General features: G+C 40.8%; 23 protein-coding genes. 10 read left to right on the top strand and 13 right to left on the bottom strand.

Translation table 11 applies throughout. The features are described 5' to 3' along the window. Position 1 precedes the first annotated feature (1 nt). Positions 2-1,528 carry a hypothetical protein gene (locus DW103_RS07920; RefSeq protein ID WP_122275144.1) on the bottom strand — a complete coding sequence of 509 codons (1,527 nt, stop codon included), beginning with the start codon at positions 1,526-1,528 and terminating at the stop codon, positions 2-4. Positions 1,529-1,683: 155 nt separating this feature from the next. On the opposite strand from DW103_RS07920, the gene rbsK reads away from it, so the two are divergent. The 8 genes from rbsK (at position 1,684) to DW103_RS07880 (ending at position 11,374) form a co-directional block, all read left to right on the top strand. Then, entirely contained in the window at positions 1,684-2,613 is a 930-nt protein-coding gene (rbsK, locus tag DW103_RS07915) for a ribokinase (protein WP_122275125.1), read from the top strand. Between the two features lie 21 nt (positions 2,614-2,634). Continuing rightward, positions 2,635-4,179, top strand: coding sequence for an ADP-ribosylglycohydrolase family protein (locus tag DW103_RS07910; RefSeq protein ID WP_122275143.1), 1,545 nt, complete (start codon positions 2,635-2,637; stop codon positions 4,177-4,179). A gap of 12 nt (positions 4,180-4,191) precedes the next feature. Next, positions 4,192-5,193 carry a GRP family sugar transporter gene (locus DW103_RS07905; protein ID WP_122275124.1) on the top strand — a complete coding sequence of 334 codons (1,002 nt, stop codon included), beginning with the start codon at positions 4,192-4,194 and terminating at the stop codon, positions 5,191-5,193. 305 nt (positions 5,194-5,498) lie between these two features. After that, complete coding sequence (locus DW103_RS07900; RefSeq protein ID WP_122275123.1) at positions 5,499-8,663, top strand: TIM-barrel domain-containing protein; 3,165 nt, start codon at positions 5,499-5,501, stop codon at positions 8,661-8,663. Positions 8,664-8,721: 58 nt separating this feature from the next. Further along, on the top strand, positions 8,722-9,051 hold the full coding sequence (locus DW103_RS07895; RefSeq protein ID WP_122275122.1) for a hypothetical protein: 330 nt from the start codon (positions 8,722-8,724) through the stop codon (positions 9,049-9,051). Positions 9,052-9,093: 42 nt separating this feature from the next. After that, on the top strand, positions 9,094-9,771 hold the full coding sequence (locus DW103_RS07890) for an OmpA family protein (protein ID WP_122275121.1): 678 nt from the start codon (positions 9,094-9,096) through the stop codon (positions 9,769-9,771). Positions 9,772-10,035: 264 nt separating this feature from the next. Next, positions 10,036-10,680, top strand: a complete 645-nt coding sequence (locus DW103_RS07885; protein ID WP_122275120.1) for a DUF4136 domain-containing protein — start codon at positions 10,036-10,038, stop codon at positions 10,678-10,680. Between the two features lie 64 nt (positions 10,681-10,744). After that, the gene (locus DW103_RS07880; protein WP_122275119.1) at positions 10,745-11,374 is read left to right on the top strand and encodes an outer membrane beta-barrel protein; all 630 of its coding nucleotides are present in this window, start codon (positions 10,745-10,747) and stop codon (positions 11,372-11,374) included. Positions 11,375-11,469: 95 nt separating this feature from the next. Here the strand turns inward: DW103_RS07880 and DW103_RS07875 are convergent, their stop codons facing one another. Continuing rightward, positions 11,470-12,774 (bottom strand): DEAD/DEAH box helicase, encoded by a 1,305-nt coding sequence (locus tag DW103_RS07875; RefSeq protein WP_233545641.1) that lies wholly within the window; start codon positions 12,772-12,774, stop codon positions 11,470-11,472. Positions 12,775-12,957: 183 nt separating this feature from the next. Between DW103_RS07875 and DW103_RS07870 the strand changes: the two genes are divergently transcribed. Next, positions 12,958-14,502 carry a PAS domain-containing sensor histidine kinase gene (locus DW103_RS07870; RefSeq protein WP_122275118.1) on the top strand — a complete coding sequence of 515 codons (1,545 nt, stop codon included), beginning with the start codon at positions 12,958-12,960 and terminating at the stop codon, positions 14,500-14,502. Between the two features lie 57 nt (positions 14,503-14,559). On the opposite strand, the gene DW103_RS07865 is transcribed toward DW103_RS07870, so the two are convergent. The 11 genes from DW103_RS07865 to gpmA all read right to left on the bottom strand — a co-directional run bounded on the left by DW103_RS07865 (position 14,560) and on the right by gpmA (position 25,742). Beyond that, entirely contained in the window at positions 14,560-15,384 is an 825-nt protein-coding gene (locus DW103_RS07865; RefSeq protein ID WP_122275117.1) for a transporter substrate-binding domain-containing protein, read from the bottom strand. Positions 15,385-15,389: 5 nt separating this feature from the next. Then, positions 15,390-17,486 (bottom strand): putative porin, encoded by a 2,097-nt coding sequence (locus DW103_RS07860; RefSeq protein WP_122275116.1) that lies wholly within the window; start codon positions 17,484-17,486, stop codon positions 15,390-15,392. Positions 17,487-17,608: 122 nt separating this feature from the next. Beyond that, positions 17,609-18,154, bottom strand: coding sequence for a 2-oxoacid:acceptor oxidoreductase family protein (locus DW103_RS07855; RefSeq protein WP_122275115.1), 546 nt, complete (start codon positions 18,152-18,154; stop codon positions 17,609-17,611). 16 nt (positions 18,155-18,170) lie between these two features. Continuing rightward, positions 18,171-18,935 carry a thiamine pyrophosphate-dependent enzyme gene (locus DW103_RS07850; protein ID WP_122275114.1) on the bottom strand — a complete coding sequence of 255 codons (765 nt, stop codon included), beginning with the start codon at positions 18,933-18,935 and terminating at the stop codon, positions 18,171-18,173. Positions 18,936-19,033: 98 nt separating this feature from the next. Beyond that, positions 19,034-19,207: a hypothetical protein gene (locus DW103_RS18265; RefSeq protein WP_199652995.1), complete on the bottom strand. Its 174-nt coding sequence runs from the start codon at positions 19,205-19,207 to the stop codon at positions 19,034-19,036. A gap of 5 nt (positions 19,208-19,212) precedes the next feature. Beyond that, positions 19,213-20,292, bottom strand: a complete 1,080-nt coding sequence (locus DW103_RS07845; protein ID WP_122275113.1) for a 3-methyl-2-oxobutanoate dehydrogenase subunit VorB — start codon at positions 20,290-20,292, stop codon at positions 19,213-19,215. A 7-nt stretch (positions 20,293-20,299) separates the two neighbouring features. Then, positions 20,300-20,527, bottom strand: coding sequence for a ferredoxin family protein (locus DW103_RS07840; protein WP_122275112.1), 228 nt, complete (start codon positions 20,525-20,527; stop codon positions 20,300-20,302). A gap of 125 nt (positions 20,528-20,652) precedes the next feature. Next, the gene (locus tag DW103_RS07835; protein WP_122275111.1) at positions 20,653-21,906 is read right to left on the bottom strand and encodes an Nramp family divalent metal transporter; all 1,254 of its coding nucleotides are present in this window, start codon (positions 21,904-21,906) and stop codon (positions 20,653-20,655) included. A gap of 112 nt (positions 21,907-22,018) precedes the next feature. Further along, positions 22,019-23,335 carry a PAS domain-containing sensor histidine kinase gene (locus tag DW103_RS07830; protein ID WP_122275110.1) on the bottom strand — a complete coding sequence of 439 codons (1,317 nt, stop codon included), beginning with the start codon at positions 23,333-23,335 and terminating at the stop codon, positions 22,019-22,021. Between the two features lie 11 nt (positions 23,336-23,346). After that, a complete protein-coding gene (locus DW103_RS07825) occupies positions 23,347-24,699 on the bottom strand; it encodes a sigma-54 dependent transcriptional regulator (RefSeq protein WP_122275109.1) in 1,353 nt (450 codons plus the stop codon). A gap of 290 nt (positions 24,700-24,989) precedes the next feature. Then, positions 24,990-25,742, bottom strand: coding sequence for a 2,3-diphosphoglycerate-dependent phosphoglycerate mutase (gpmA, locus tag DW103_RS07820; RefSeq protein WP_122275108.1), 753 nt, complete (start codon positions 25,740-25,742; stop codon positions 24,990-24,992). A 135-nt stretch (positions 25,743-25,877) separates the two neighbouring features. On the opposite strand from gpmA, the gene nikR reads away from it, so the two are divergent. Then, a complete protein-coding gene (nikR, locus tag DW103_RS07815) occupies positions 25,878-26,279 on the top strand; it encodes a nickel-responsive transcriptional regulator NikR (RefSeq protein ID WP_122275107.1) in 402 nt (133 codons plus the stop codon). The last annotated feature ends 73 nt before the right edge of the window (positions 26,280-26,352 follow it).

Raw genomic sequence — 26,352 nt, 5'->3', positions numbered from 1 at the left:
ATTATAGGTTTTGTACCAGAATTTCGGCGAGACTGGTTCCCGTCAGTTTACTTTCAATCCAAGCAAGTATATCGAAGGTTTTAAGCAATTGCTTTTCATATTTATCATGGCGGATATCCTGAATTTGTTTTTGGTATGTCCGCCATAGCTTTTCTCGTGATTTTTGAAAAGTCGGGAGCGGATAAGCCATAACGAATCGGAATAAGAGTTTTTCTGTTCTGTATGTCTGTTTTTCGTAACGGATGTTGCGTTTAATGGAACTTATTTCATTCTCGAAGAAATCATAATTTCCTAATTCCGCTTGTATAAGCAGATTAATTAGACGAGCCGTTTTGTAGGAGGGAAGTGCATAGAAAAGTTTACCAGAACTGAAAATTTTTTTCATGTTCTTACGTGCTTTTTGCGGTTCGTTACAGCAAAGATAGAGAATGGCTTGGTTGAGATGTAATTTCAGTTGCGTTTCGAGGTCGGGTAAAGTTATCTTTTTGAATAAACTCTCTTCATATTTCTCGGTAAGAGCAAGCGCGGCTGGGAATTGTCCGGTATTCAGCAAATAAGCCTGCTCGTATAGATAAATCTGTGCCTGCACTTCCAGGATAAATTCGGAGGAATAGTCACAATTCACTATCTCTTTTAATTTGGAGATGAAAAAAGGCATTTCCTGATATAGTCCGGCAATTTGCAAACTATCCAATATACCTGTTACAGCGCTGAAATAATAAATAGGAGGATTTAAAATCAAATGCCTGTTTGTTTCGAACAAGGCTATCAGTTCCTGATAAAAACGAATGGCAGATTTGTAATTTCCTGTATTTAAATAATAAGTTGCCTGAAATAGCAAGTGTAGTTTCTTTGCTTCAAAACCCTGATAAGAGTGATTTGCCATCAAATTAAGCTCACTGAGTATCAGGTCGTTCAAATCTTCTTTTTGTTTGTCGGAACGTGCATATCCTTTGTAAATAACCCGGTGTTTCAGTATATCGTACAATTGTAGGTGTAGATTTATATTTCGGGAATATTTCATTACATCGTTTATCTCCATTTGTTTGCCGACTAATTCCCGTTCACTGATTCCTTCGAAGTTGAGTGAACTCAAGTATTTAAGTTCCGTACGCCGGATAAGCAGTAAAAGCGCATCGTTTTCATAGGTGACAGCCAATTTTTCAGCTTTTTCCAGTTCTGTGAATGCCGCATCGAACAATTCCCGTTCAAACAAAATCGCTGCTTTGGTGATATAATTGAAGATAGATGTTTGAATATCCTGCTTTTCTCGTAGATTAATAAGGCAATTCATGATTGTACGATACAGATGTTTGGACGCCATCTCGAAACTTTTTGCCTCTTGTGTCTGGCTATAAAGAGTATAGAGTTTATCGGCCGGTACACCATCATTTATAAAATCGAAAAGAATCAGGTAGTTTTTTTCACCGCTTTGCAGATTGCTGTATAGACGGAAATAACGTTTTTCGGCTTTCGAAAGTGATTGGATGAGAAGATATAGCTGATTGGATAAAGTGGTGTTTTTCATGAACATAATATCTTGATATTTAGTTGTATGTTATATTTTGATAAAACAAAAGTAAGATTTGGGTTTATCTTTACAAAGGAATTATATATAAAAAGAGCAAAAATATAAGGATATATTTGTACCGCTTCATTGTAATCTTTTAATTAGGCATAGACATGGATACGACACAATTAGTCAGACGGAAAATTCTGGTTGTCGGTAGTACCAATACCGATATGGTGATAAAAGCCCGGCATCTTCCCCGTCCCGGAGAGACGATTTTGGGAGGAACATTTTTTATGAACCCGGGCGGAAAAGGGGCCAATCAGGCTGTAGCAGCCGCACGGCTGGGTGCACCGGTGACGTTTATCTGTAAGACCGGCAGTGATATTTTCGGACATCAATCCCAACAACTTTTTGAGGAAGAAGGAATAAATACGTCTTATATCTTTTCCGATTCCGAACATCCTTCCGGTGTGGCTTTGATTACAGTGGACGAGCAGGCAGAAAATTGTATTGTCGTAGCTTCCGGAGCTAATGCAAATCTTTTGCCGGTTGATTTGGCAAAAGTAGAAGAGGCCATCAAGCATGCGGACCTGATATTGATGCAGCTCGAAATTCCAATGGAGACAGTGGAATATGTAGTCGGGAAAGGGGCTTGTCTTGGAAAGAAAGTCATTCTCAATCCGGCTCCCGCACATCCTCTTTCTGCCGGATTGCTGAAAAAGCTGTATTTGATTACTCCGAATGAAACGGAGGCAGAAATGATTTCCGGTGTGAAAATAACAGACGAAGTTTCGGCTGTTGAAGCTGCTCGTGTCTTATCGGAAATGGGGGTACAGAATGTTATTATTACGCTCGGCTCGAAGGGGGCTTTGGCTTATTGTGAAGGAAATGTAGATTTTGTTCCGGCCCTGAAGGTGGAGGCTGTGGATACGACAGCGGCAGGAGATGTTTTTAACGGTGCATTGACCGTGGCGTTGGCAGAAGGCAGAAGCCTGACAGAGGCAGTGCGTTTTGCTTGTAAAGCTTCGGCTATTTCCGTGACACGTGCCGGAGCGCAATCGTCTGCTCCTTATCGGAGTGAAGTAGATATATTTGGTTAATTATAAATAGATATGGTTATTATGAAAAACACAATCTTACAAATCGGAATGATTGCTTTGTCATTGGGAATGCTCTCCTGTTCGCAACAACCTGTTATGGATAAGCTTCCTGATAAATTTACTATCAGCCGTGAAAAATTATTGGATAAGATAAAAGGAGGATGGGCCGGCCAGACTATCGGTTGTACTTACGGCGGGCCTACGGAATTTCGTTATAACGGAACGATGATTCAGGAGTATGTCACTATCCCTTGGCCGGATGGGTATATCAAATGGTGGTATGAAAATTCACCCGGTTTGTACGATGACGTGTACATGGATTTGACTTTTGTCGATGTTTTCGACCGTTTAGGTTTGGATGCTCCGGTCGACTCGTTCGCGATGGCTTTTGCTAATGCCGGATATATGCTTTGGCATGCAAACCAGTCTGCACGTTATAATATTTTGCAAGGTATCATGCCGCCGGAATCCGGCAATTGGTTGAATAATCCGCATGCCGACGATCTCGATTACCAGATTGAAGCCGATTATTCCGGCTTGATGTCGCCGGGAATGCCGAATACGGCCTCTGAAATATCTGATAAAATCGGGCATATCATGAATTATGGCGACGGCTGGTACGGAGGTGTCTATGTCGGGGCGATGTATTCGCTGGCATTTGTTTCGGACGATATTGAATTTATCGTAACCGAAGCATTGAAAACAATCCCCCGGCAAAGCCGGTATTACCAGTGCATGAGCGACGTTATTCGTTGGCATCAAGAGTATCCCGACGACTGGAAACGTACTTGGTTTGAATGTGAAAAGAAATGGAGTGAGGATATCGGATGCCCGGATGGTGTATTTGTTCCGTTCAATATCGATGCGGTTATCAACAGTGCCTATATTCTGATTAGCCTTTTGTATGGAGAAGGGGACTTTTATAAAACGATGGATATTGCAACTCGTTGCGGACAAGATTCTGATTGCAATCCCGCTTCTGCCGCCGGTATTTTGGGAGCGATAATCGGGTATAGCAAGATACCGGATTATTGGTTGAAAAACCTGAAGGAGGTAGAAGATATGAATTTTGCCTATACGAATATTTCCCTGAACCGGACTTATCAGATGAGTTTTAACCAAGCTTTGCAAATGATAGAACGCAATGGAGGAGAAGTGGGCGAAAAGGAGATAACGATTGCTTGCCAGCAGCCGGTTCCTGTTCGTTATGAAAAAGCCTTTGATGGCCTGTATCCCGTGGGTCGTCTTGGTGTAAACCGGGAGATTGCGGAGGTCGGAGAAGTGGCATGGGAGGGTACAGGCATTGTCTTTAAAGGATATGTGCGTGCCGATGATGGGAACTACGTAGCCCGTGTCGAGATGTATATGGATGGTGAGTTGGCGGAAACTGCCAATCTGCCTGCCGCGTTCCGTACACGTCGGAATGATTTATTCTGGAAATATCAGCTCCCTAAAGGAAAACATATTTTCACTTTCAAATGGTTGAACCCGGTTCCGGGTGCTTCCGTTCACTTTAATGATGCATTGATTTATTCGGATGCACCTTTACAAACTGTTCATCAATAAATAGTAAAGATTATGTTTATAGTACAGAATTATTCGTTGGCAATCGTATTTTGCGTCATTACGATGCTTTGTTGGGGGTCGTGGGGAAACACGCAAAAGCTGGCGTCCAAAACATGGAGATACGAATTTTTTTATTGGGATTATGTAATTGGTGTACTGCTGTTTTCTGTTGTTTCCGCATTTACGCTGGGTAGTTTCGGGCAAGAAGGAGAAAGCTTTTTGTCTAATCTGGCACAAGCGGACGGAATAAATTTGGGGAGCGCCTTTTTAGGAGGAATTATTTTCAATGCGGCTAATATACTATTGTCGGCGGCTATAGCCATCTGTGGTATGTCTGTGGCTTTTCCGGTAGGGATAGGGCTGGCGCTGGTATTAGGAGTGTTGGTTAATTATTTCGGTTCGGCAAAAGGAGAACCGTTGTATATTTTTATAGGAGTAGCTTTGATTACGGTCGCAATATTACTGAACGGGTTGGCTTATAAAAAGGCATTGGTGGGGTCGAAAAAGGTTTCCGGCAAGGGTATTTTCATTTCGGTTGCAGCGGGTGTTATTATGGCCTTTTTCTATCGTTTTGTGGCGGCATCGATGGATTTGAATAATTTCGTAGAGCCGGCATCTGGTAAATTGACGCCGTATACGGCAGTGTTTATTTTTGCATTAGGTGTTTTTGTCAGCAATTTTTTGTTTAATACCATTGCAATGAAACGGCCGGTGGAAGGGGAACCTGTCTCTGTTTCCGGTTATTTCAAAGGGAATATGAATACCCATTTGGTAGGGGTATTGGGTGGTGTTATCTGGTGTGTCGGCCAGTCATTCAGTATGATTGCCTCCGAAAAGGCCGGGGCAGCTATTTCTTATGGATTGGGGCAGGGGGCTACTTTGGTTTCTGCTTTATGGGGTATCCTTATCTGGCATGAGTTTAAAGGAGCACCCAAATCGTCGGATTATTTGAATATGGGGATGTTTGTTTTGTTTGTGATAGGATTGGGGTTCTTGATTTATGCCGGAGCGTAAGTAAAATAAAGGGTTTGTTATTTTTGTCATTTATGTCGTATACGAGGTAAATAAGTATTACGACTTGTCGATAATGCCACCGTAGTGGCACTCTAGTGCCATCGGCATGGCATTGCAGTGCCACTACGGTGGCACTGGGGACAGCATGCCGGGGAATCCGTCGAATCCTGGATGAGTCGCATTTGAAGCCTCTTTGATTGTTGGTGTAATGATTTCTGATTTTTAATTGGATTATATTTGCTATTTTCGTCAAAAAACGTACATTTGTATATAATTACTAACGTCAACAAACTGAATACTGATAAATGAAAACATTATTACTCTCAGCATTATTTGCAAGTTTTGCAATGACATTATCCGCTCAACAACAGAGTTTCTGGAAAGAGGATTTTTCTTCGGGAAAATTACCTGACGGGTGGATTGTTGCCGACTCTTCAAAGTCCGGCAAGTGTAAATGGATGGTTACGGACCAGCCCTATCCGGGTTCTTTCCAGTTTGACCAACAGGCTCCCCCTATTGCTTCTACAAGCCGTGGCTTTCATATGCAGTTCCGTCCGGGTGTCGCAACCGGCGAGGAGGTGACCAAATGGAACCAGCTTGGCGAATATCCGAATGGGTATTTCCAGACAAGTGCGATTGATTGTTCCGGTAAAAATGATGTGATATTGAAATTCCAACATCTTTTCCGTTGGAACAATTGGTTTACCGGCAAACGGGCCGGTCTTTGGGTTGGTGTCAGTACCGACGGGACAAATTGGACCGAATATAATGTCGTGGATAAAATTCCGGCGGCAACCTTATTGCATGCTCCTGTTAATGAAGAAATCAATATCAGTAATGTGGCTGCAAACCAGAAAAATGTCTATTTGCGCTTCTTCTGGCGTGATATTTTCTCTTGGTACTGGATGGTAGACGATATTGAGCTGACGCAGCCTTACGATTACGACTTGGCTTTAGAGAATATCACATCTCATCCGGAGGCGGGCAATACTTTCACAAAGGAGGAAGTGCTGAAGGTGAAACTGAAAAATGTAGGTGCGAAATCCGTGGAGGAGGATTTTTCCGTGACTGCCGCTCTGAACAACGGGCAGAAGCTGACGGCTGAAGTGAAAGCTTCTGCACAGCCTATCGGGAAGCAAGAGGAATACGAAGTGGTTTTCCCTGCTACGGACCTTACCCAAATGGGGTCTTATAAAATTGAATTTGCCATTCAATACCCGAAAGATCAGCGAGCAGGCAATAATACATTGAATACCAGCCTGTATGCGGCTAAGATGAATCTCGGTAATTTGACGAAATTCAACAAGATAAGTAATACGGAGTATGAGTTTGTATCCGGCTATGCCAAAGTGAAACTAATGTTTTACCGGGATGATATTTTCCGCATTTGGCTGGCTCCGGACGGAGAATATACGAATCCGGCGGCAAACTCGATTGTGGTGGATTATGGAGTAAAGAGTCCGCATGTATCAATGAGTAATGCAGGGGACTATTACAAATTTGCGACCCCGCAATGTGTGGTACGTGTCTATAAAAATCCGATTCGTTTTGCCATGTACGATAAAAATAATAAATCGGCCTTATTTGAAGAAGCCGAACCGATTGCTTTTGGTCTGAAAACGAGCCAGACGCTACGTCGTAGTGCAGATGAGGAGTTTTATGGTTGCGGTATGCAACAGGGGAATTTCTCGCATAAAGGTAAGACGCTGGATATTGCAGTCACAGGATGGGATGAAGACCAAGCTTCCAATCCGGCTCCTTTCTATATGTCGACTAAGGGATACGGGGTGTTCCGTAATACTTTTGCACCGGGACAATATTCGTTCAACGGTTCGGGTATTTCCGACAAAGTGTATGATGACGGATTTAAGATGTTGGCTTATACCAGTCGGTTGACGCATGACGAAAACCGTTTCGATGCTTTTTATTTCTTTGGTCCTTCTTTGAAAAACATTTTGAATGATTATACCGACATAACAGGAAAACCTTTTATGCCGGCCATGTGGATGCTGACGATGGGGGATGCCGATTGCTATAACAAAGGCGAACAGCGTACAGGATGGACGCAAACGACCCCGGATGTAATCAGCCAGATAGCCGATAAATATGTGGAATATGATATGCCGCGTGGTTGGATTTTACCTAACGATGGGTATGGTTGCGGGTATGTGAAGCTTGATTCTGTGGTTATGGAATTGCATAAACGTGGTTTCTATACCGGGCTATGGACGGAAAACGGAGTTGACAAAATAGCCTATGAAGTGGGAACTTGCGGTACTCGTCTCTGTAAACTGGATGTTGCTTGGGTAGGCGAAGGGTATGAGTTTGCCTTGAACGGTTGTAAATCAGCTTTTGAAGGTATTCAGAATAATACAAATGAACGTGGTTTCGTATGGTCTGTCTGCGGATGGGCCGGAACACAGCGTTATTCTACAGTGTGGAGTGGCGACCAGTATAGTAACTGGGATTATATCCGTTATCATATCCCGACTGTCACTGGTGCGGGACTTTCGGCTATGAATGCGGCAACGAGTGATGTGGACGGTATTTTCGGCGGTTCGCCAAGAACGTATATACGCGACTTGCAATGGAAAGTATTTACTCCTATTTTTATGACAATGAGCGGCTGGGCCGATACCGACCGTCAACCTTGGGTGTACGGGCATCCTTATACGGATATCAGCCGTAATTACTTGAAATTGAAAATGCGCCTGAACCCTTACGGTTATACCTATTGCCATGAAGCACATACCACAGGCGTCCCGATGGCCCGTGCAATGGTTTTGGAATTTCCGGACGACCCTGTAACCCGTGATACGACGACACAATATCAGTTTATGAGTGGCGAATGGATGCTGGTAGCTCCCGTATATACACATCGCAATGTACGTGATAAGATTTATTTTCCGGAAGGTGAATGGTACGATTATTGGACCGGTGAGAAATATGAAGGCGGTAAGTGGCTGGATAAGTATAATGCCGCATTGGATATTTGTCCTGTATTTATCCGTCAAGGGGCAATTATCCCGATGTATCCGGATATGAACTATGTGGGAGAGAAGCCGACAGATGTTCTGACACTCGACCTTTATCCTTCCGGCAATACCTCCTTTAATTTGTATGAAGACGACTGTTTGACACGTGATTATGAAAAAGGTGAATTTGCCGAAACGTTGATTTCAGTTTCTGCACCCGAAGGGCAAACCGGGACGGTGACTGTTAATATCGCGAAAGCAAAAGGGGATTTTAAAGGCCGTTATCAGGAACGTTCCTATCTTTTAGATACACGTTATCTGAAAGCTCCGGCAAATGTGACAGTGAATGGTAAATCATTGCCTGCCCTTTCGGCAACCGAATTTGAAACGGGTAACGAAGGGTGGTATTATGATGCAGCCGACCGGCAGGGGCGTGTGAAAGTACGTACAGCTAAATTGTCGACTAACGCTGAACAGAAAATTATTATTAATTGAAAAATATCAATACTTCTGTTATCTTTGCAGTATTGTATAACCAATAAACAAAACGAGTATGAGTGACAAGGACGATTTAATTTACGATGAAGATGATTCTGTTGAATTTATCCAGAACTATCTTCCCCAAGAGTTGAAAGGCAAATTCAGCAATGATGATATTAATTATATTGTAGACCTGATTTATGAGTATTACGAATCAGAAGGTCTTTTGGATGAAGAAAATACCGCTGACGATTCGGAAGTCAATATTGATGAAGATGAGTTGATTGCTTTTGTGATAAAGAATGCACAAAAAGACGGTATAGGCAAATTTACTTCGGAAGAAATAACTTTCATCGTTCAGGGAGAGTTGGAATATTGTGATTCTATCAACATGTTTGATTGATTTTTGTTATATAAAGTAGAATAAGAAGAAAAATATGAGAATATGAGACATTTTAAATTATTATCTGTACTACTTTGTATGGCGGTGATTTTTTCCGGTTGTAAGACGTGGAATAATACGGCTAAAGGTACTGCTATCGGTGTAGGTGGTGGTGCTGCTGCCGGAGCGGGTATCGGCGCTTTGGCCGGTAATACGGCGCTTGGCGCAGTTATTGGTGCTGCGGTGGGTGGCACAGCCGGCGCTTTAATCGGAAAGAAAATGGATAAACAGAAAAAAGAGTTGGAGGCAACATTGCCGCCGGAAACAACTGTTGAAACCATTAATCAAGGCGAAGCGTTGAAAGTGACGTTTGATTCCGGTATTTTATTTGCCACCAATTCAAGTACGTTAAGTGATGCTTCCAAGAGTGCGTTGCGTAATTTCGCTAACAGTTTGAAGGTGAATCCGGATACGGATATTAGGATTATCGGCTTTACGGACAATACCGGTAAAGTAGATTACAATCAGACTTTATCGGAAAAACGTGCTAAAAGTGTGTTCGATTACCTCATGCAACAAGGAATTAGCAGCGACCGTATGGTGTATGAAGGAAAAGGGGTTCACGACCCTGTTGCCAGCAATGATACTCCGGAAGGACGTGCTTTGAACCGGCGTGTTGAGATTGTTATTTTGGCTAACCAGAAAATGATACAGGAAGCTCAACAAGGAACATTGAAATAAAAGTACTCTGGTAAAGGGACAATTTTACCAGATACGGAAAATTCTGACAGGCACAGATTTATGCAGATAGTTTCTATATCTGCGAAATCTGTGCCTGTCTGTGTTATTTTAACGGTTGTTTATGTGCGTTTTCAAACCTTCATACATGTTAATTAACACATCAGGAAAGGAAGAAAGCCAAACCTTTTTTTATTCATATTGTTTAAATAGTAACTTATATATAAGCACAAATAATAGTATAAACTGTTTTAAACGTTGAATGAGATGAAAAAGATTCTTCCTTTTTTCTTATTGGTTCTTTTATTGGCATCTTGCCAAAAGGATCCGGACATGTCAAAGTTAAGCGATGATTTCGTGGTGTTCACAGATTACAGTAAGGACGCTAAATTTGATTCGTTTACTACATTCTATATCCCGGATAGTGTAATGGTTATAGGAAATAGCGAAAAAGCCGAATTCTGGTCTGCTGCAGAGGCTGACGATATTGTGACTACTTTGGTTAGTGGCATGCAAGGCCGTGGTTATACCCGTACAACAGACAAGGCTAATGCAGATCTGGGTATACAGGTTTCTTTCATAAAGAACGTGAATTATTTCACAAATTATACTGATAATTCTTACTGGTGGTGGGGATATCCCGGGTATAACTGGTGGTATGGTTATTGGGGAACAGGCTGGAATGGATGGTATTATCCATATCCGATTGTTTACAGCTATAGCGTAGGTTCTCTATTGGTTGAAATCGTTAATTTGAAGGCTGCGCAGTCAACTTCTGCAGATACTAAATTACCGGTTCTTTGGACAGCCTATATGACAGGTTTGCTTTCCGGTTCCGATAAAGTAAACATTAAACTTTCGACCCGTGCAATAGAGCAGGCTTTTGTACAATCACCGTACTTGAAAAAATAATTAAACGCGAATTAATTAATAATGTAGAGACGATTCATTTCGTCTGATTATAAATTTGAATCTTATGAAAAAGATAAATAAATCAATAAAATTAATCGCTTTACTTGTTGCCTGTTTAGCGATACCATCTCTGGCCGGCGCCCAGGTTGTAAAGAACATGTATTTTAATATCGATTGGCAGATAAACTCTCCGTTCAGTCAGACGTTCTCTGACAAAACGAGTGGTTGGGGTGCTCATGCTGAAGCCGGTTATTATCTGGTTCCTAATTTCTCGGTAGGTGCATTTATTTCCTATCATACGAATAATAAGTATATAGACCGTCAGACACTTCCGATAAGTTCAACTTCTTCAATAACATCTGACCAACAGCATTCTATTTTCCAATTGCCTTTCGGTGCTGCTTTCCGTTATAATGTAGCCCCTGAAAGTCAGTTCCAACCGTATGCCGGTGTACAAACGGGTGCTAGTTATAGTGAAATGTCGACTTATATGAATGTATTGAAAGTATACGACCGTAACTGGGGTTTCTATGTTGCTCCGGAAATAGGTATGAATATATATTTCACACCGGAGAAACAGATTGGTTTACATATTGCAGCCTACTATAATTATGCAACGAATAAAGGGCACGTCCTGAATTATTCAATCGACGGATTGAACAACTGGGGCATTCGCTTAGGTGTTGCATTCTAATTGCGAAGTTTGTTCTTTTAAGTGTTTTATGTAGTTTATTAGAAAGCGGGAGGATGCTATAGGGTGCCTCCCGTTTTTTTATAACAGGGAATACATTAAGCTTGTGTGTTTTCTGTATTATGCTGTTTATAATTCTTATTCCCTTGCCGTTTTCCGGTTCTTTTGTAATTGTTGGTGTTGTCTTTATATGAACTATTCTCTTTACGTGGCCGTCCTCTTCCCCGGCGCATATTTCCATATTTTTCCGGTTCATAAAGGGGCGTTTCCCCGAATTTAGGGTCTACGGGAATTTTATAGACTTCTTTGTCAAGAAATTCTTCGATACGCTTGAACTGTGCTTGTTCATCGATAGAAACAAAAGTGATAGCCAGCCCTTCACCGTTTGTTCCACGGGCGGTACGACCAATACGGTGGACATAATCTTCCGGGTCATGGGGAATATCGTAGTTGACTACTAACTTGATGTCATTGATATCGATACCGCGTGAAACAACATCGGTTGCAACCAGTATGTCTATACGTCCGTTTTTAAACTCTTTCATCACCTCTTCACGTTGGGATTGTTCGAGATCGGAGTGCATGGCTGCAACATTAAATTTCATCCGTTTGAGAGTTGTGGAAAGCTCTTTGACCTTCATTTTGGAAGAGGAGAATATAATGACACGTTGCGGACGGGCCTGCGAGAATAAATCTTCAAGGATGTGCAACTTTTGAATGTCATAACAGATATATGCCGTCTGCATGATGGTTTCGGGTGGGCGGGATATTGCAATCTTGACTTCTTCCGGATTTTTCAGGATTGTCTTTGCCAACGTGCGAATTTTGGGAGGCATAGTGGCAGAGAACATAATAGTCTGGCAGTTTTCCGGAAGTAACTTATGTACTTGCATGATATCATCGTAGAACCCCATGTCGAGCATACGGTCTGCTTCATCAAGAATAAAAAAGGATACTTGCGAAAGATCGACTGTTCCTAGTTTGATATGTGATAATAAACGTCCTGGGGTAGCGATAATAATATCGGCACCCATTTCCATTCCTCGTTTTTGTTGCTCCCAGGCTATTCCGTCGGTTCCTCCATAAACAGCTACTGCCGAAACGGGAACAAAGTAGGTAAAACCTTCGATTTGCTGGTCTATTTGTTGTGCCAATTCCCGGGTAGGAGCCATAATGATAGCATTAATGGCATTGGCAGGATGGAGTCCCTTACTGAGTTCGTTAATGACCGGCAATACATAAGCCGCTGTTTTTCCTGTTCCTGTCTGTGCACATGCGATGATGTCTTTTCCTTTTAAAATCACCGGAATTGTTAGTTCCTGGACAGGAGTTGTCTCCTGAAAATTCATAGCGTCGAGACCGTCCAATACAGCCTCTTCCAAATCCAATTCGTCAAATCTCATCTTTCATCATTAAATTCCCGGTAAAGGTATATAATATTTGGGAAATATTGTTGTTTAGGCGGCGGTACTTGGTGTAAATCTGTGGATTTTTATTATAATCCTTGATTTTAATTAGCATTTCTCTTTGTTTTAAGAGAAAATAGATACCTTTATAGCCAATTAGCTATTAATGCATTTATTGTTATGGGCAGAAAAGGAGACGGAAATGACTTTCAGTCAAAATTTGATTTAAAAGAAAAGACTACTTTACATGAATTAATAAATACAATTCTGGATCGTTTGCCATTAGGCGTTTTCGTTAAGGATGGAGAGCATAAATTCGATTATTTATATTGGAATCGTTTTATGGAAGAAATGACAGGATTAGATACGAGTGAAGTAGAAGGGCATAATGATTTTGAAATTCAGTATGATTCTTTTATCTCTGTTGAACAACGTATGGAGTTGGACCGCAATATCATGCAGACGGGAAAGGTCGTGGAATTGCAGGGCAAGGTGAAAGCTGCCGATAATACTTTGAGGGATATAGAAATAACAAAATGTCCGATATCATTGAGCAACGGTAAACCTCTTTTGCTTGCTTTGTGGAGGGATGTGACAGGGAAACATGCGATGGAGAGTGCTTTGAAACGAGCACAAACATTAACAAAAATGGCTTTACATTCAAGTGATATTCATACTTGCTCCATATTTATTAATCCGGATAGTAAGGTGAATTTTGATGATGCTGTCGTTTCTTTAAATGATTGGGTTGGTGAAAGTGAAAGTCTGTTTAATCATCTGTGGGGAGATTTTGTTTCCAACTTTCATCCGGATGAAAGAAACTTTTGTATCGACCAATTTCGTAAACTTTGTCGGGGAGAGCTTTCTGAAACCAAGCTCGAATTGCGGGTCTTCAATGAAAATGAATATAATTGGCGGGAAATTACTGCTTATGTTTATGAGCGTGATGAAAAAGGTCGTCCTATCATTCTTTTAGCTTGTTCCACAAATATCCAGGAGCGAAAGAATCAGGAACAATATCTGGAAGAGGCGAAGAAAAAAGCAGAGATTGCCGATATGATGAAGTCGAAGTATTTGGCGGATATGAGCCATGAAATTCGTACTCCTTTGAGTGCAATTACCGGTTTTTCCGAATTGATGGCTTTTGCCGGTTCCGATGAAGAACGTATGGAATATTATGAAATTATCAAAACGAATAATGAGTTGTTAATGCAGCTTATCAATGATATTTTGGATCTTTCGAAAATAGAAGCGGATGTGATGAAGATATCTTATGCACCGGTTGATATCAATGAGTTAATGGATACGACTTTTGCTTCTGTCAGGTTGCGTGTTCCGGAAGGTATCGAGCTTATTTTGGAAAAAGGTTCTTGCTGTTGTTCATTTGTTACCGATAGTATTCGGCTGTTACAATTGATAAATAATCTGGTGAACAATGCTATTAAAAATACCAAAAAGGGGAGTATAACGATGGGGTATACCTGTTTGCCGGACAATAGTTTAAAGTTTTATGTGAAAGATACAGGTATTGGGATTGCAAAAGATAAATTGGACAGTCTTTTTACTCGTTTTGTCAAGGTAAACGATTATATGGAAGGGATTGGTTTGGGATTGGCTATATGCCAAGGGCTTGTTGCCCGAATGGGCGGTACGATACAGGTTGAGTCTGAATTGGGGGTCGGATCAACTTTTTCTTTTATTCTGCCTTCGCATGAGGAAAAATAATCAGTTGTAAATGTGTAAATGGATGTTTCCAAGTATTCACATAAGGTTTACCGATTATTATTTATAATATTTCTTGTATATTTCTTTATAGATGCCATTTTCACGTATTTGTTGAAGCCAACTATTGAGACTGTCGAGGAGGATTGGTGCGTCTTTGCGGACAGCCCATGATTGCAATTGAGTGAAACTTATATCTGTTTCAATATCCAGTTCCGGTAATTGTTGTTGGGAAAGACGGGCTATTTGTTGATCGCAGACGGCATAATCAATATCTCCTTTAGCTACCATAATGGCCAGTTGTTCACTGGAATATAGCTCATCTTCTTTTACATATATTGTGTCACCGATTTCGTGTCCCAGATTTTGTAAACGCAAAAGAGCTGGAGAATTTTGGGGAATGTACAGGGTTTTACCAGCCAGGTCAAGTTGATTACGTATGGGTTTAATGCCGTTGTTCGCTTTTTCTGTACGTTGTACCAACACTTGTTTGTTGAGTACGATAGGTTCGGTAAAAAGATATTCTTCCTTGATATCGCTGTTGACAGGAATGTTGCGGGCAATAACATCACAATTATTATCGGACAATTCCTTGAAACTTTCAGTAAGACTCATCACAAGATGGGTTTGTACTTCCAGGCCGGACAATTTAGCAATAGCTTGGCTTAATTCGTACTGAAACCCCTCTATCGTATCACCTGCTACGTAATAGCCGGATTGGTTGTATTCGGTTACCATGCGTAAAACACCTTCTTTTTTTATTTCCGGATAGTCACGGGACGGGATTATTTCAGGCTTATTTTTCAGTCTCCACAGCATAATCATAGTGGCGATAGCTATTATCAGTAGTCCAATGTAAACTCCAATCAATTTATGGGATTTCATATGACTTAGTTATTAAATGTGACGGAAATACCCATTTTCAGTACCATTGGGTTGAGCGGATAATGTGCCAGAGAAAAATAGTTCGGTTCAACAAATTTATTGCTTAAGTTATATGCCATTACAAAGAAACGAGCTTGTTTCAGGTGGAAATTTGCATAAGCATTGATAAGTGGATAATTGCCTACCTTGACTTCATCTTGTACCTGAAATTGCTGCGTCGCAGGTTCGTAATAAGGGGCATAATAAGCTGTATTATAATACATATTGGCTCCAAGTTGGATAGTCAGAACTTTCGCCAGTTTGAATTTCAGATAAATGTTACTATATACACTGATTTGCGGTAAAGGTAATACATCTTTGTCGCTACTAAGTTGATAGGCCGCTTCGTTTTCCCATCCGAAAGCACGGTAAATAATATCCTGTTTGACACGTGCAGAAAGAACTTGCAGGTTTCCACTTTTTTGTTCCGGTAGTCCCTGCTTATTAAAAAATACGTAGTTCTGGATACTTTCTATACCGGCAGATAATTGCGTACGGGTCGATTCTAAGTCTATTTTTGCTCCGGCATATATTTGTTGTGTCATATTCAAGTTATTATCCCACCAGAAGTAACGGGAATGAAAATGACGCGTGTAGAAAGCCGGAGTTACGTTTTTAAAATATCCTTCGGCACGGATAATAGCATCCTTGTTGAACAGATTAAATTTGGTCTGCAAATGACCGGTTGCACGGAATTCACCAATATCGTCACCAACAACACAAAGTTCGCCGCGTGCATCATATGTAAGGATACTGCCTAAGCGTTTTGAAATTTCAGCTCCTATATATGTTGAAAATTCGTCATAACGTTGGCTAACAGGAAAATTCAAAGAGGTTGGAGTTGGATCGTAACCACTGCCGGTAGGGCCGTAATTCAGTCCTGGTATTTCAGCCGGTAATTCGAATCTACGTTTATCAAATGTAATGAATGCTGTTAATCCGAATTTAACCCAATCCTGAAAACCTTCACGCATAGATAGTCCGAAAGTATTACGCAGATTCCAGTAGGACGTTCGATCGTCGACACCTGTTACCAGTCCGTAAACACGTGGCGTACCGTCCGGATTAAGATAGCTATTATCCAGTGCTGTACTTTCTCCTACGAAACGGCGACGGTTATCTTTGTATTCGATAGTATGTATGATACTGGAGACCGGTATGAATTGTTTCAAAGGATTACCCAGTGTGTCTGTTTCTTCTTCCAATTCCCGGTAAAAACCTAAGTTATACCGATGAGTAAGAAAATACTGTTTACCGCGTACACGGTTCCAGGCTTTTACCGCGTATCGTATATCGTAAGCTTTAGGATCATCCTGATTACGTCCACCGGCAAAATACTCATCATGATGTGTAATTACGGAGTCATTTGCCAGACCTCCGTTTTCATAGTTTACAAAGTTGAAATTACTCAGATACGCATGTGCTTCGTAACGTTCGGTCTGGTAACTTCCGAAAAGACGATAACTCAACAGTTTGTTACCATTATTTTTATAGAAGCCGCGGGCATATATATAATCAATATCGCCGCCGATATTAATTTGTTTTCCGAAATTCGTGGTGAGCATCCCTTTCAAACGTTCTTCCTTATTTCCGCTACCCCCTGCAGTTGTGTATAATACTTCCGTATAAGGAATTTTTGTATTATAGAACATTGCATTTTCAGGAGTGGTGATGTAATAATCGTAAGGATCTGCAAAAACGAAGTCACGAGCTTCCTGGCGTTCAGAGAAGATGCGGGTTTGTGCCGCCGAGCCAATATTAGCGAGATAACCCACAGCAAGAGAATTTGCCTCTACAAGCGTGCTGTTACCGAAATTCAAAGTATTGGTATCCATAGGAGCTACATATTGTTCACCCAATAAGGGGGTGAGACGGTAGCCTGTGATACGTTTATTGTTAAGTGCTAAACTATCTGCAACCAACAGACTATCAGGTATATCACTTTTTGCTGACGATAGGTTGCTTAGAGAAAAACTACCCTTTCCGCTGCCCGGACGGTGTTGCGCCTGCATAGTTGTAGCGGATACTATCAGTAATACTAATATGTATAAGCAATGCTTCATGGGGGGCAAAGATAGTAATAATGTAAGTAATGTACCAATATGAATAATATGCCAATATGCCAATTAATACTAATTGTCGTATTTCATTGGCAAATTGGCATATTGAGTGATGGGCATATATTTTATTGTACTTGTTGTATGATTTCCATACCTTTTTTGATAGCAGCTTCGTTCATGGGAATAAGCTTATGATGACGTTCAGGCAATGATTTTTTCAGTCCTAACAGGACATTTTCCAATTTCACCATCGGAACAATCTTCAACAACCCGCCGAGTATCAACATGTTGAATGCTTTTTCATTTTTCATTTCTGTCGCAGCATCCATTGCATCAACCCTATAGACATTGATATCAGTCCGCTTTACGGGAGTATGAATGCCATAACCGTCGTAAATCAAGATACCTCCTTTCTTTACTTTACTTTCGAATTTATCCAATGAGGGCTGATTCAGGATAATGGCAATATCGTATTCATTCAGGATAGGTGAGCTGATAGGAGCGTCGCTCAGGATAACAGTTACATTGGCTGTCCCTCCGCGCTGTTCAGGACCATAAGAAGGCATCCAGCTTACTTCTTTTCCTTCCATCAACCCTGAGTAAGCTAAAATCTTACCCATCGACAGAACGCCTTGTCCACCAAAACCGGCTATGATTATTTCTTGTTTCATGATAATATATTACTAATTATTCTTTATTCTTTAAGTCTCCCAGTGGATAGAAGGGGAACATATTTTCTTCCATCCATTTGTTTGCTTTTTCAGGAGTCATTTTCCATCCGGACGAACAAGTGGATACAAATTCTACAATAGAAGTACCTTTGCCGGCCATAGAATTTTCGAATGCTTTACGAAGCATCTTTTTTGCTTTGCGAACAGCTGCAGCTGTTTGTACACTCTGTCGTGTGACCAAGCAAGTCCCTTCCAGCTGAGCCAGTAAATCACCAATCTTCAAGGGATAACCATTCAGAGCAATGTTACGTCCGTACGGGCAGGTTGAAGTAGGCATACCTTCCAGTGTCGTAGGTGCCATTTGTCCTCCAGTCATGCCATAGATGGCATTGTTGACGAATACGATTACAATATTTTCTCCACGATTGGCTGCGTGGATAGTTTCAGCTGTGCCGATGGCTGCCAAGTCCCCATCTCCCTGATAGGTGAATACCATCTTACTTGGGTTCAGACGTTTTACTGCTGTAGCAATAGCAGGTGCGCGTCCGTGAGCCGCTTCAATCCAGTCGATATCAAGATAGTTGTATGCAAATACGGCACATCCTACAGGAGAAATGCCGATTGTCTTATCTTCCATTCCCATTTCGGCTATTACTTCAGCAATCAGCTTGTGTATGACACCGTGGCTACAACCGGGACAGTAGTGCATAGGATTTTCATTCATTAGCCTGGGTTTTTCATACACCAGGTTCTCCGGTTTAATTATCTCGTTGAGTTCCATAATAAATAATTTTTCAATTTGCTAATTTGTTAATTTGCCATGAAAGCAGCATGTTATGCCTTTCGATATATCGGCATATAATCAGATTAGCGCATTATTTAACTAATAAATCGAATAAGGTATTGTATGAGACGGAAACAGATAGCTGCACCGCCGCAATACAGGAATGCGGTTCGGTCGGCCGGAAGAGCAAAGTAGCAAATTACTGCTGCAACAGCCAAAGCCATAAATATCCAAGTCAATACCGTATCTATTTTACTTCCGCGTCTCATTGGAATCAAAACAACTTTTCTTTTAATGCTGCTAAGACTTCATCCGGAGTGAACACAATACCGCCCAAACGACCGAAATGTTCAACCTTTATTTTACCGTTTACCGCTAAGCGAATATCTTCAACCATTTGACCGGCATTCAGTTCTACAGAGAGCATGCCTTTTACTTTATCGGCATATTGAGCGATAATTTTAGAAGGGAACGGCCATAATGTGATAGGGCGCAGCAAACCAAGTTTACAGCCTTCTGCACGGGCATTCTCTACTACTTTCTGACAGATGCGTGCGGAAGAACCGAAAGCAATTAGCAGATATTCTGCATCATCGCAATGGAATTCTTCGTAACGTACTTCATTTTCTTCTATTTTGCGATATTTGGCTTGGAAACGGATATTATTTTCTTCCATGATAGCCGGGTCGAGTTCGAGGGAGGTAATCACATTCAGCTTACGACCGGCAGGTTTACCTTGTGCGGCCCATGGACATTCGGCTATGATTTCTTCTTCTGTTTTACGCGGACGGAAAGGAGGCATTACTACTTTTTCCATCATTTGACCGATGATACCATCTGCCAGGATAATAGCCGGATTGTTGTATTTGAATGCCAAATCAAATCCCAATCCTACGAAATCGGCCATTTCCTGAACGGAAGAAGGAGCTAATGTAATCAAGCGGTAATCACCGTGTCCGCCCCCTTTGACTGTTTGGAAATAGTCTGCCTGACTTGGTTGGATAGTCCCTAGTCCCGGTCCTCCGCGCATGACATTTACAATAAGACAAGGCAGTTCGGCTCCTGCTATATATGAAATACCTTCTTGTTTTAAGCTGATACCAGGACTAGACGAAGAGGTCATTACGCGTTTGCCTGTACCGGCACCGCCATAAACCATATTGATTGCGGCCACTTCGCTTTCTGCCTGAAGTACGACCATCCCGGTTGTTTCCCAAGGCTTTTCAGCCATCAAGGTTTCCAGTATCTCCGATTGCGGAGTAATCGGGTATCCGAAATAACCATCGGCACCATAACGAATAGCGGCATGGGCGATAGCTTCGTTCCCTTTCATTAATTTTACTTCTTCTGTCATATCTGTTTTAGATTTTTACTTTATAGATGGTTAAACAACCGTCCGGACAAACCAAACCGCAACTGGCACAACCAATGCAGTTGTCCGGTTCTTTCATATACACATAATGGTATCCCTTGTTGTTTACTTCACGTGGATGCAGTTCCAATACATCCGACGGACAGGCTACTACACAAAGATTACATCCTTTGCATCGCTCTGTGTTTACAACAACAGCTCCTTTTATCTTCGCCATAATTACTATATTTATTTCTGATGTAACACTAAATTTGAACGGTCAAAGGTAGTAAAAACTTTATAAAGAGTTCCTTTTTCACGTTAATTAGTAACGTTATCTCTATTTTGTTTGTTACATTCTTGTTAGAATAAACTGATTAGTAATGCTATATTCAATATTGTTACCATTGTTCCTAAAACAATCAGCAAAATGGTCGTGGAACGACTGTTCACATATTGTCCCATTACCTGTTTGCTGGATGTCAGGTAAACTTGAGTAAATACGGTGATAGGTAGCTGTACGCTTAATAACATTTGGGAGAGGATGAGGCCTTTAAAAGGATCATCAACTGCGAAGATGATGAGCAAGGCTGGGATAAACGACAACAAAACACCTAGTTTGGAGTGGAGATCTTTATGGTTATATGCTTCTCCGTAAAAACCGGCAAAGATAGAAGCTCCGGCAATACCAGATGTAATGGTAGAAGATACGCCGGCCAATAATAAAGCGGCTGCAAATATAACTCCGGCATTATTTCCGACTAATGGAACAAGTAGTTGTTGAGCTTGATCTAATTCATCGACTGCAATTTTCTGTTTGAAGAAAGTGGCGGCAGCCAAAATAATCATAGCAGAATTGATAGCCCATCCGATTACCATTGATAATAAGGTATCGTAAAATTCGTATTTTAGTTGTTTTTTTATAATTGTTTCATCTTCCAAATTCCATTCCCGGCTTTGGATGACTTCTGAATGCAGGAATAGGTTATGAGGCATAACGACAGCTCCCAGTACACTCATGATGATGAGCATTGAGTTTTCCGGGAAAGTTGGCTTAATCCATCCTTCTATGGCTGCTCCCCATTGTACATCGACCAATGCCAGTTCGTATAAGAACGACAAACCGATGATGGAGACGAACATAATAATCCAGCGTTCTATCTTACTGTATGTATTGCTGAATAACATTCCTAAACAAACAATCGTAATAATCACAGCTCCGACTTTGATGGGCATTCCAAACAACATGCGGAGTGCAATTGCACCGCCGAGTATCTCTGCCAGCGAAGTCGATATACTTGCCATCATTGCCGATACCAGAATAGGACGGCTTAGTGTTCGTGGCATATATTTATTGGTCGCTTCAGACAAACAAAGCCCGGTAACAATTCCTAAATGAGCGACGTTATGCTGGATAATAATTAGCATGATGGATGAAAAAGTGACCACCCATAATAGGGCATATCCAAATTCAGAACCGGCAGCCAGATTGGTCGCCCAGTTACCCGGGTCTATGAAACCTACGGTAACTAGTAGTCCCGGGCCTATGTATTTAAGTAAATCTAACCCACCTGAACGAGGGCTGTGATTGATTTTGAGTTTGTTGAATATATTCATTTTGTTGTTTGAAACTAATAATTAAAAATAATGAAATCTTATAAGTATAACGGCATAAAGGTAAAAATGTTTATAGAAAAAAAGAATTCGGATAATTGGAATATTCAATAAATTACGGGAATGTTAATATAAACGTTGTTTTTTGAGCAGCAGGTACGCTTTTTAGAGCGATACTTCCACCGGAAAGGCGCATAATCTGCCGGGATATAGAAAGTCCGATTCCGCTTCCGCCTTCTTTGGTGGTGAAGAATGGTACGAATATATGTTCAACTTCTTCCGGAGGAATGGCCGGCCCGTTGTTGCTGACTTCTATCAAGACGGCTTCTTCCTCATTGCAATAAGCTTTCAATTCAATGTGTCCGTCTTCTTGTTTTGGCCCGATAGCCTGCATAGCATTTTTCAGTAAATTGAGTACAACTTGTGAAATAAGGTTCTCGTCGGCATAAACAATTAAATCCGACGGTTGTACATTGACTGTTACGCGGATATTTGGGTAATTGATATGATGTTGTGCCAATTTTACCATGCGTTCGGCAAACCTCAGCACGTAAAACAGAGTTGGTTCCGGAGTCGGAATATGAGTAAACTTACGGTACGATTCTACAAAAGAAATCAGGCTTTTTCCCGTAGTACTGATAACCTCCAGCCCGTTGCGTATTTCGTTGTTTGCATCCTCATGAATGGACAGAAGGGTGTCACTAAGGGAGGTAATAGGAGTGACTGAATTCATAATCTCATGCGTCAAAACACGTGTGAGACGAATCCATGAATCGATTTCTTTTTCGTCCAATTCACTGTTAATATCATTAATGGCCAGTATGCGTACATGCTTGTCTTGCAAAGTCATCTCGGATACACGGATAGAAAGATTGACAGCTCCCCGTTCATTAGTAAACGAAATTTGTTGTTTATTACCCGGTTGTATATTGATAATCAATTTTTGTAATTCTTTGTCAATACGTTCGAGTTGGCGGACATTCGTGAAAACGGTCAATCCCAGCAAACGCAATGCTTCGTTATTGGTCTGATAGATAAAACCGCTATCATCTAGTACGATGATACCTGTGTTGACGGAATTCAAAATAAGCTCGTAATATTTTTCTTTTTGGATGGCATCCGCTTTGGCCTGAAACAATATTTGGGTGATACGATTAAGCGACTGACTAACCATTTTGTCATTGGATGAACGTCCGCGTGTGGCATACTGGAAGGCATAATCACTGTTATCAATGGCATCAAACATGAATGCTACTTTTTGTGCATAACGTTTATCTGATATGACAATTAGACGTAGAAAGTGTAGCCAAACAATCGCTGAAAAAAACAACCAACTCCATTCCTCTTCTAATATCAGGTAAGTACAAAGTACTGTCAATCCGATAAGAAGAGAAAGACGTATGTGGAAATTATGATATAGTTTCTTCAGCATGTTAAGCTATTTTATAATTCATATCGTTTAATTTTATTATATAATGTTTGACGGGAAATGCCAAGTTGGTTGGCTACCAACGACAGATTTCCTCCAAATTTGTCCATGGCATTTTTTATCATATTATATTCCATTTCCTCCAGGGTCGTAACTTCTTTTGTCTGTGTCTCTTTTTTTCGGGGAAATTCAAAATCGGAACTTTCCAAAATATCATCCTCGGAAATGATGACTGCTTTCTCGATGGTATGCTCCAATTCACGGATATTACCGAACCAAGGTTGTGTTTTTAGTTTATCTTCGGCATCAGGACTGAGACGTATAGCTTGCTTACCGTAAATATTCGCATATTTGGAGAGGAAAATCTCGGTAAGCGGAACGATGTCTTCCGGACGTTCGCGTAAAGGAGGTATTTCTACGTGGATAGTATTAATACGGTAGAGCAAATCTTCCCGGAATTGTTCTTTTTGTACCATATCCTGCAAATCTCGGTTAGTAGCACATATCAGACGGATATTAACGGGGATAGGGGTATTACTTCCTACACGGACAATACTACGGCGTTGCAAGGCCGTTAGCAATTTGGCTTGCAAATGATAGGAAAGATTTCCTATTTCATCGAGGAAAAGAGTACCATTGTTTGCTATTTCAAATTTACCGGGGCGGTCGGCACGTGCATCGGTAAAAGCTCCTTTAACGTGACCAAATAATTCGCTTTCGAACAATGTTTCCGTGATGGCTCCCATATCCACGGGTACCATTGCTTCTTTTTTACGATTGGATAAAATGTGGATTTCACGTGCCAGCATCTCTTTTCCCGTACCGTTTTCACCGGTCACGAGAATGTTTGCATCAGTTTTTGCTACCTTTTCAATTAAGTTACGCAGTTGTTGCATGGCATTACTTTCACCCCAAAACATGCCGCTTTCTTTCGAAATTGCCTGTTTTTTATTATTGATAGGAAGCCCTTTGTGATTGGCTACGCGTATTTCATAAGCTGTTTTTATGGTATCCAATAGTTTTGTATTGTTCCATGGTTTCACAACAAAATCGGTAGCTCCTTCTTTAATTCCTCGGACGGCTAGGTCGATGTCTGCATAAGCTGTGAAAAGGACTACTTGTATCGAAGCATCTTCTTTTTTTATTTCCGAAAGCCAGAACAACCCCTCGTTACCTGTGTTAATACCGGCACTGAAGTTCATATCAAGAAGAACCACATCGATGGCTTCGTCATGTAATATGTTTTTGATTTTATTTGGAGTGGAGATGGTAATAACCTTCTCAAAGCAAGTCCCCAATAACATTTGTACTGCGGTAAGGATACCTTTATTATCGTCAACTACTAATATGGTGCCTTGTTTTGTCATTTGTTTATGTTGAAAATATTAGACAAAGATAACTTCTTCCGCAATTGAATTTAATTTTTGGCGGAAATTTTTATTTAAACGTCGGTACATTTTCGATTATCAAAATGTCACTAGTATAGCGACTAAATTGGATTAGTATGGCGGGTAAAATAAATTACCCGCACATGTAACTCTTTTTAACGTACCGATTCGAAGGTAAAACACTCAAATGGAGAACATTCTGTCAATCTGCAGAGATAGATGAAAAGTACTATCTCTGGATTAACAGGAAATGGATAAAAATGCCTCTGTTATTTTTTTGACTTTTTACCTTGATTGGCTACGGCTTCCATCAATTTTTTGATTTCTTCCGGATTGCCAAGGAAATAGTCGTTCGTCAGGTTCAGGTTGTCATCGAATTCGAATACATAGGGGATAGCAGTCGGCAGGTTCAGATGCACGATTTCATCATCCGGAATATCCTTCAGGTATTTGATAATACCACGCAGACTATTACCATGAGCTGCTACCAGTATTTCGTCGGCTGTTTCAAGTGAAGGGAAAATCTCTTCTTTCCAATACGGCAAAATTCGCTCCACCGTATCTTTTAATGATTCGGTACGAGGTAATTCACTGTCCGGAACCTCTTTATAGCGAAGTTCGAAACGTGGGTTGCGCGGATCATCCTCTTTAAGGGGCATCGGGGCTATATCATAGCTTCTACGCCAGATAAGAACTTGTTCATCCCCGTATTTTTCGGCTGTTTCGCTTTTGTTTAGTCCCTGTAGAGCACCGTAGTGCTTTTCATTCAACCTCCAACTTTTTTCCACCGGAATCCAATCTTGATTCATGCGGTCCAGCACACAATTCAACGTTTTGACTGCCCGTTTTAGATAAGAGGTGTAGGCTTTGTCAAATTTAAATCCTTTTTCTTTCAACAGATTTCCTGCTTTGGTAGCCTCTTCTACCCCTTTTTCCGTCAAATCCACATCTGTCCAGCCTGTAAAACGGTTTTCTTTGTTCCAGACACTTTCGCCATGACGAAGTAATACTATTTTTTTCATACGGATTATTATTTATAACTGTTATCATATAAGAAACAATTGAAATCCCCAAAAAGATTTTAATTTTTTGCCGAAAAAGCAAATATGGGAAAAATATTATATCTTTACGTTCAATTATATAAACAGATATAAATTATGTCACTAAAACGTTTTGGTGTCTCTTTGGAAGACGATTTGTTAGAATCATTAGACCAATATGTGGATGATAACGGCTTTGCCAATCGTTCGCAAGCGATTCGTTTTCTGATAGAGAAAAATGTAGCGGAAACGAAATGGCAATGCAATCATACTGTTGCGGGAACTATTATTATTATGTACGACCAGGTAAAAAAGGAGATAACATCCCGGATTGCCGCAGTCCAGCAAAATTATCAGGATGTTATACTTTCATCATCTCAATATTATATAAATCAGAATTTCTGTTTGCATATTGCGACGGTAATGGGAGAGGCACATCGTTTGACGGAACTATCCGACAAATTGACAACAATCAAAGGTATTAAACATGGAAAGCTGGTGATGAGTAGAGCAGACTGATTCTATTTTTTTTTCTCCAGAGTAACACGTTTTTAAAAAAACGTGTTACATTTGTTGAGTTTTTTAGGTTTGT

It is taken from the genome of Parabacteroides sp. AM08-6 (assembly GCF_003473295.1).
GTDB lineage: Bacteria > Bacteroidota > Bacteroidia > Bacteroidales > Tannerellaceae > Parabacteroides.
This window is presented reverse-complemented; position numbering and strand designations above follow the sequence as displayed.